Origin of the sequence: Clostridium thailandense (assembly GCF_019207025.1) — a bacterium.
In the GTDB taxonomy this organism is placed as follows: domain Bacteria; phylum Bacillota; class Clostridia; order Clostridiales; family Clostridiaceae; genus Clostridium_AM; species Clostridium_AM thailandense.
Genome location: NZ_JAEEGC010000215.1, coordinates 1 through 5,301, shown reverse-complemented (window position 1 = coordinate 5,301; position 5,301 = coordinate 1). Strand labels below are relative to the sequence as shown.

At 33.6% G+C, this 5,301-nt stretch carries 4 protein-coding genes; all 4 read right to left on the bottom strand.

Going from position 1 to position 5,301, the window contains the following annotated elements; all coding sequences use genetic code 11:
- Window positions 1-276 precede the first annotated feature (276 nt).
- The 4 genes from I6U48_RS28630 to I6U48_RS28615 all read right to left on the bottom strand — a co-directional run bounded on the left by I6U48_RS28630 (window position 277) and on the right by I6U48_RS28615 (window position 5,084).
- A complete protein-coding gene (locus I6U48_RS28630) occupies window positions 277-825 on the bottom strand; it encodes an MORN repeat-containing protein (RefSeq protein ID WP_218323924.1) in 549 nt (182 codons plus the stop codon).
- A 419-nt stretch (window positions 826-1,244) separates the two neighbouring features.
- Window positions 1,245-2,819, bottom strand: a complete 1,575-nt coding sequence (locus I6U48_RS28625; protein WP_218323923.1) for a BCCT family transporter — start codon at window positions 2,817-2,819, stop codon at window positions 1,245-1,247.
- A 24-nt stretch (window positions 2,820-2,843) separates the two neighbouring features.
- Entirely contained in the window at window positions 2,844-4,034 is a 1,191-nt protein-coding gene (locus I6U48_RS28620) for a trans-sulfuration enzyme family protein (protein WP_218323922.1), read from the bottom strand.
- A 249-nt stretch (window positions 4,035-4,283) separates the two neighbouring features.
- Window positions 4,284-5,084 carry a MerR family transcriptional regulator gene (locus tag I6U48_RS28615; protein ID WP_218323921.1) on the bottom strand — a complete coding sequence of 267 codons (801 nt, stop codon included), beginning with the start codon at window positions 5,082-5,084 and terminating at the stop codon, window positions 4,284-4,286.
- Window positions 5,085-5,301 lie beyond the last annotated feature (217 nt).

Genomic DNA, 5,301 nt, shown 5'->3' with positions numbered 1-5,301 from the left:
CTTTGATAACTCGCTCTGCTCAGTCGGACCAACTTATCAATTACCATTGATAAGTTGCTCGTTAAAAGTCATTTAGACTTTTAACCAATCAAATCTTCTAAGCTTTTTCAAAAATATGAGCTAAGACTTGTGGTAAAAGTATTTAAATGTGCCTTCCAGAATGTCAATATATCCCTGCGTATAAGTTAAGTGTCTGGTGTGTTTGTTTATAGTGCGACGGCCACTTTACTATATTAATGCTTTGACTTCATAAGTCTAATTAATAAATAGTAACTTCTAGCATTTACTTAAAAAATCATTGTTTTCAAAATCTCCTATAGAAACTTCAGTATTTGAGTGAAGATACATGCCGCTGCCGTCTCTTACGTCGTCTTTCCAGTCACCTATATATTTATCGCCATCTGACCAGTTATGAATACCTTTGCCATGGCGCATATCACTTTTCCAATCGCCTATATAAGTTTCACCGTCTGACCATGTGAATATACCAAACCCAGTTTTTTCACCAATTTCCCATTGTCCTTCATACTTGTCCCCATCTGGCCAAGTGTAAATACCATAACCATGCTGCATATCATTTTTCCATTGACCTATGTATTTTTCACCACAAGCCCAGGTAAAAGTACCTTGACCATTCATCTCATTATTTTCCCAGTCACCTGTATACTTACTGCCGTCCTTATAGAAATAGGTGCCTTGGCCATGCATTTTACCATCTTTACGTTCACCTACGTAATGACCACCATGGACATGTACATTAGTGTCTTGTTTAATATTTAGCTTTATTCTATCTAAATCTAATTTAGATATTTGCACTTTTTTCATTTGTAACTCTCCTTTGTTATGTAGATACTCACGGTCGAAAGTAAATTTATGCTCCTGTATATGTTTACTTTCTGGTGTAGGCATCTATATATAATTATTTTTTTAAGTCACGATAATTTCAAGTAAAAAGAAAATGAAAATCATTATCGGTTAAGGTCTAAGTTGATTATATCATATAAAAGTCTATAGTCTATATTATTTATTAAATTCTTTAGTATTTTTTGTATGATCTCTAGGTTAGGACATAAATACATAAAAAAGGAATGTGCATTTACAAAGAACTATATCAGAAAGTAGAATTATGCGCAGAGAGAGGTTACCAAAGCTTGGTAACCTCTCTCGGAGTATAATTCTACTTTCGGTCATGTTTGCATAAATGCAACAGACTCTTTCTTTTAAAATTATCTTATGAAAACATATTACGAATTCCATTTAAATAGCTTGTTTTCATCTACAGGAATATTTTTGCTTTCTATATCCTTTTTCAGTATCTTGTAGAAAGCTATAAGAAGTAGTGCTATAACAAACAACATTGGAATAGCAAAAACTGAAGTAACAGACTGAATGGTTGTTAAAACATTTAAACCTGGCACCATATGTTCAAGGAACAGTATACTAACTGGAAGAAGTAAAACAAGGAAACCCCAGAACACTTTGTACCATTTACTAGGTTCTTCATCGTTTTTTAAGTTCTTAGAAGTAAGTATTGACACTACTGTGGATGCTGCTGTAGCACCGCAGGCTAAGGTTATGAATATTATTGCCATATACAAAATAATGGCTGCCCCAGATAAAGGAAGTGTTTTTAAAACAGCTAATACTGCAGCATTATTTCCACTGTCAATAACTATTTGTGACAAATCAATTTGTCCTGAAAGCTGCAGATGCATTCCGTAATTTCCAAGCACTGCAAAGGCTACCCAGCAAGCAAGTGAAGTCCAAATACATCTTACAACAGCAATCTCGCGGAAGGTACGGCCATAGGAAACACGTGCCAGCCAAAGGCCATCAGAAATTGTGCAGCCTAAATACCATGCCCAATAAAATACTGTCCACTGTTGAATGAAACCAGTTTTCGCAATAGAATCTGTATTAAAACTCATATGAATAAATTCACGAATATTTGTTCCGATTGCCATAACAAAATTATTTAAAATAAAGGATTTAGGTCCAACTAAGAAAACAAATAGGAAGAAACCAATTGCTAATTTAACATTAAAATCACTTATAATTCCAACTCCTTTAGCAATACTTTTGGAGGTGGATAAGATAAAGAATACACAAAATATAAGAATAATGCTTATACGAAGTCCGAAAGTAACTTGCATGTGTAATAAATATCCTGCTAATTCAGCAAGAATAGAAGTACCTAGACCTATAGTGCAAACTAAACCGCCAATATATCCAAAAGCAACAATACCATCTATTAAAACTTTTATAATTCTAATTGGTAAACTATCACCCTTTAAAACGGACTTACAAAGATCAGATAAATTTAAGGAATCTACATTTTTATTCCAGAAAATATATCCTAGTGCAAGGGATGCAGGTAAATAGATAGCCCAAGCTGAAAATCCCCAGTGGAACATTCCATAAGCTGAAGCATATTCATAAGCTTGCACTGACATAGGTTCGACTCCAAAAGGTGGAGTTTTTACATAGTACATCCATTCTACCATACCAAAAATTAGAATTCCTGCTCCAGCTGCGGAACACATATTCATAGCTACCCAGGTAAAAAACTTGTAATGTGGCTGTGCATTAGCACCACCTAAACGAATGTCTCCGTATTTGGAAAATATAATAAACACGGCAAACACTGCACTTAGAAAAGCAATAAACATAAATAACCATGGAAAATTTAATGTCATTAGTGAATAGAAATTGTTGATTATAGTGGCACTTCCATCTGGAGATAAAACCATTGGAATTACCATGGCGATTAATAATCCAACAGCAAGCAAGGCTATTGGTAGGTTAATTTTTTTAAGCATAATTTAGTAAGCCTCCTCTACAAATTAAACGGTATCAAATACTGTTAATGCTTGTTTAAAATCAGAAATTAAATCTTCAATTGCTTCTGCACCAGCAGAAATACGAATGAGTCCTTCTTCCATTCCCATTTCTTTAAGCTTCTCTGGAGTAAACTCGTTACGGAAAGCAGTAGCTGGATGTGCAATAGATGTACGATATCCACCTAATGTACCAAGGTATTTTACTAAGTTTAATTTATGCATGAATGCATTTACCTTATCTCTATCATCTTCCACTCTAAAACTTAGCATAGCACCGCAACCCTTTGGCATAAGTTTCATAGCTAGTTCATGTTGAGGATGGTTTGTAAGAGTCGGATAGTTTACATAACGCACATGTGGATCTTTTGCCAAGGCTTCTGCGATTTTTTTTGCATTTTCGAATTGCTTAGTTACACGCATTTCCATGGTTCTGATGCTGCGAAGCATTAACCAGGAACTGTTTGGGTCAAGACATCCTCCGAAAAGCAAATAGTCTGAGTATATTTTCTTAATCATTTCATTTGAACTAGTAATTGAGCCAGCTGTAATATCGCTATGACCTCCAAAATACTTTGTCAAGCTGTGAATAACAATATCTGCACCATGTTCTAGTGGACGAATTGCAAAGGGTGTAGTGAAGGTGCTGTCAACTACAACTAGTGCTCCGACTCTATGAGCCAGTTTAGATAAGGACCCTATGTCTACTACTTCAATAAGTGGGTTGGCGATAATTTCTGTATAAACTATTTTAGTGTTAGGCTTTAAGTCTGCTTGGACATTGTCCAAATTTGTAAAATCGCTATATGTAACTTCTACATTAAACTTTTTTAAAATATTATCAAACAGTTCGATTGTTTCGCCATAAATAGAACGGCTTGCAAGAATGTGATCACCTGGCTTTATAAGAGATAAAAGTGTGCTTGAAATAGCAGCCATTCCTGAAGAACACACAAGAGATTGCTCTCCCTTTTCTAAATAGGATACAGCCTCAGCTACACCATCTCTATTTGGATTTGCAGTTCTACAATAATAATATTTACCACCAGTACTTGCAACATCGTAGTCATCCATATCGCGAATAATATTTGCTGTTGAATGATAAATAGGTGGTGTCTCTGGATTCTCGATTGGAAGTTTTGATTCGCTTCCTGCATATAAAATTTTTGTTTCTCTGGTTAATTCAGTTGATTTCATAAATATTTCCTCCTTATTTTTCCACAATAATAAATAGATTAAGTGAATTGTTTGTTGCAAATATAAAAATTTTTGCCTTACACACATGTAAGTGTAAACGTTATTCTAAGATACATGTCAAGAATAATTTTAAAAAAATAAAAAAATTTTTGTAAGCGCAAAAACAGCAAAAGGACTGTTGTAATTACACATAAGTACAACAATCCTTTTACTGTTTTTAGGAATATTATATAATTTACTAAATTTTAATTAGTCTATTAATATTTGAATTTCATAATCTGCATTCATATATTCCACAAGATTATCTTCAAACTCTAGTGCCACTATAGTAGATGGTTTAGAAAGAGAAGTGAAATATTTTTCTAAAATTGTGGTATCCCATTCTTCACGCAGCAATTTTGAACGAAAACATAGGTATTCTCCTGCTGGCAGTTCTTTATAGAATGGTGTAAAAAACTGCGGCCTGTTTTTAATATAAATAAAATAAGCTTTAGGTTTAAATTTACGTTGAAATAGACCAGATGAAGATAATTCATAACCATATTGACGTCGATAGGACAAGTCACGAAGTTCAGCGCTGCTGCGCACTTCAGCCAAACGAATTTCCATATCTGCTAGTTCATCAGAATTATAACAAGGAACATAAATTAAGTGTCTTGTCTCCATGTGCATACGATACAAAACTTTTGATTTGTCCATTTTACTCAGATAAGTAAAATAATTAATATACCATTCCACATCTTTAATTCTCGAATGAATTTTCTCTAATTCTTGGTTAGTTGTTTGCCATTGTTGTTCTAAGGCAGGCAAAAGGCCTTCGATAGTTCCTTTTTTTACGATACTTGCGATTTCAGATAAAGACAGGCCTAAGTATTGTAAATACTTTATACGGTCAACAATATGAAATTGATTAAATTCATAATATCTGTATCCGTTTTCGCTTGATATGTAACTAGGTTCAAGAATGCCTATCTTCTCGTAATGACGTAAGGTTTGTGTAGTGACACCAAGTAGTTTTGCTGTTTCTCCAATAGTATAATATTTTTTCACGATAATGACTCCTCTTATAACAATAATAGTAATATATAGTATTAGTATATTGGGGTTTTATCAGTCATTTTAATTTAAAAATGCAAACTTTATTGTAACAATAAGGTTTTTTGTGAATTATTCGAGTTATTATAGCATGGTTTATTTTTTTAGTCAAAATGAACAATGGGGTGTAACTCAAGAAAATAAAAAAATCAATAAAGGGGCTGTCCTGAAA